The sequence below is a fragment of the Aquimarina rubra genome (assembly GCF_042684305.1).
GTDB lineage: Bacteria > Bacteroidota > Bacteroidia > Flavobacteriales > Flavobacteriaceae > Aquimarina > Aquimarina rubra.
In genome coordinates this window covers 1-2,158 of the sequence record NZ_JBHULE010000015.1, presented here as the reverse complement: position 1 = coordinate 2,158, position 2,158 = coordinate 1, and the positions used below count along the sequence as shown (strand labels likewise).

At 27.7% G+C, this 2,158-nt stretch carries 2 protein-coding genes; both read right to left on the bottom strand.

Annotated elements, in window-relative coordinates:
- Window positions 1-305 precede the first annotated feature (305 nt).
- The gene (locus ACFSR1_RS08160; protein WP_378291425.1) at window positions 306-1,427 is read right to left on the bottom strand and encodes a hypothetical protein; all 1,122 of its coding nucleotides are present in this window, start codon (window positions 1,425-1,427) and stop codon (window positions 306-308) included.
- Window positions 1,428-1,517: 90 nt separating this feature from the next.
- Window positions 1,518-2,096: an RDD family protein gene (locus tag ACFSR1_RS08155; protein ID WP_378291423.1), complete on the bottom strand. Its 579-nt coding sequence runs from the start codon at window positions 2,094-2,096 to the stop codon at window positions 1,518-1,520.
- Window positions 2,097-2,158: the final 62 nt, after the last annotated feature.

Genomic DNA, 2,158 nt, shown 5'->3' with positions numbered 1-2,158 from the left:
TCCGTAAAGTTTATGAGCACAATCAGGACAAATTGCAATCATTTCTGAATTATTTTTAAAGTATTCAGATTCACATTCAACGCATATTTTAGTTTCTTGATTCATTTTTCGATGCACTACAACGTTAAATATATGGCAAGTTGGGCAGAAAACAAGCGATTACTTTCGGTTTAGCCACAAGCCAAATCTTTTGTATTTTGTTTTAATTTTTCTCTTTTAATACCAAATCAAAAGATTTGGCGACTTTGCAAACAAGCAACAACTTTTGGATTAAGCACTAATCGCACAATTTGCTATATATAGTGTTATGCTGTGTTGTTTTTCAATTTACTTGCAGATTCTTTGTATTTTGAATCTATTATTATGAGCTCAGGAAGCTTTTTGTTTTTTGATTTTTCTTCTTTAAATATTACTAATAAATCATCAAGCTTAGAGTTGTCATCAACATTTAGTACTATGTAAAAAGATTTATCAGTTTTTTCTGCTCTATTATACGCCTCTATTTGTAATTTAAAACCATCTATCAGCTTTGGGTTTTTTGAATACTTTAATTCTACATTCACCTTTTGCTTAAATCCTACAGAAAATTTAAAATCAACTGAGCCTGCACCAGAATTTGTTTCTGGACTAACATCAATATTATTAGCTATACAATAAACTTGGCTTATTGAAAAAAATAGCTTTTGAGGAACATTCTCATGTTTAATCGATACTTTATCATTTTCGTATATTAATTTATACAATCCATTATTCTCAATAAGAGATTTAAAGTGAATGCAAATAGTTTTTATAATTTCAAGAGGTTCTATGTTATGCTTAATATCATCATCGGGAGAAAATACTATCGATTCAATACTATTTGAAATGACATTTTTTCCTCCAGTAATATAATAGTTGTTTATAAACTCTTTTTTTTGTTCGAGTTTTCTTTTCAAATTTGACTTTAAATTTATTTCTTCTGATTTTATAGATTGAAGTGGAACTCTTGATATTAGCTCATTTAGTTCGATTTCGATATTATAATGTAATAAGAAAAGTGAATTATAAAATTTAATAAAATATTCTTTATTTAATCCGTCTGGTTCATTAATTCCATTTTCTTTAAGCCACCTTTTACCTCTTTGAAAAGTAGCGAATTCCTCTAATAATACATCCTTGTTTTTTTTATTAGGATAAACAATTTTAAAGTTTTCATACATTAATCTAATACCGTCTCTTATTCTTATTAAAAAAATGAATTTACTTGGGTTGTCCAGTAAAACTAAATTCTTATCAACTTCATCAAATGCGTCTACAAGATATTTATCATTTAAATACCCTTCGATATCTTTCTGTAAAAATAATTTATCTATAATAGTATATTTAATAGAAAGATTAATGTCAAATAAATTAACTAAGTCAAACCATTTTTTTTCAGATAATGACATTTTGAGTTTTTTTTAATACAGCATAACGTTGCATGTATGAATCGTTGTGGCGTAGCCACTATGATTTATACATCTTGTTATCTCTTGTTTTTATTGTATCATTATATTCGTAAATAAGAATCCATAGAACCATAAAAGTCCATAAATATTGGCCATTCCGAATATTAATCCGAAAACTAATTCTTTATTTACTGTGTAATTATTTAATTCCGAACCAATCGTTTTTAAATTGCGTTGATTCTCAATTCCGATTTTTGTGTTCGCAATTCTATCTCCGATTCTTTGTATTGGACTAACAAATGTGAAAATCAAATCGATTGGTATAATTAGTAAAAAATTCCGCAACGAGCTTTTCCATTCGTCCGCTTTTTGGTCAGTCAGATTATGTACTTGAATTCCGAATATCCGTTTACCAATACTTTTTCCATTTAGAAAATCCTTATTCATTGTAATAGGATAAACAATCATCATTGAAATGAACAAGTCAGAAGTTAGTGAGAAAATTATAAATCCGATTATTGCCATAATCAGATAATCAATAATAAATGCCTTTACTCTATTTTCTAATATTGCTTTCAGATCTTTTTGTTTTTTTAATAAGAGATAACGTTTAATATATGTGTCGTAGCAAAGCAAAATGTTACCTTGCTTTTTGATTTTTCTGCGCATTGATTGCTAACTTTTCCTTTCTGCAAGCATTGCGCCTTGCCAAAAATACAACAACCATTCGA

Coding starts and splice junctions, on each gene's coding strand:
- ACFSR1_RS08160 (WP_378291425.1), bottom strand. CDS start 1,427: ATGTCATTATCTGAAAAAAAATGGTTTGACTTAGTTAATTTATTTGAC.
- ACFSR1_RS08155 (WP_378291423.1), bottom strand. CDS start 2,096: ATGCGCAGAAAAATCAAAAAGCAAGGTAACATTTTGCTTTGCTACGAC.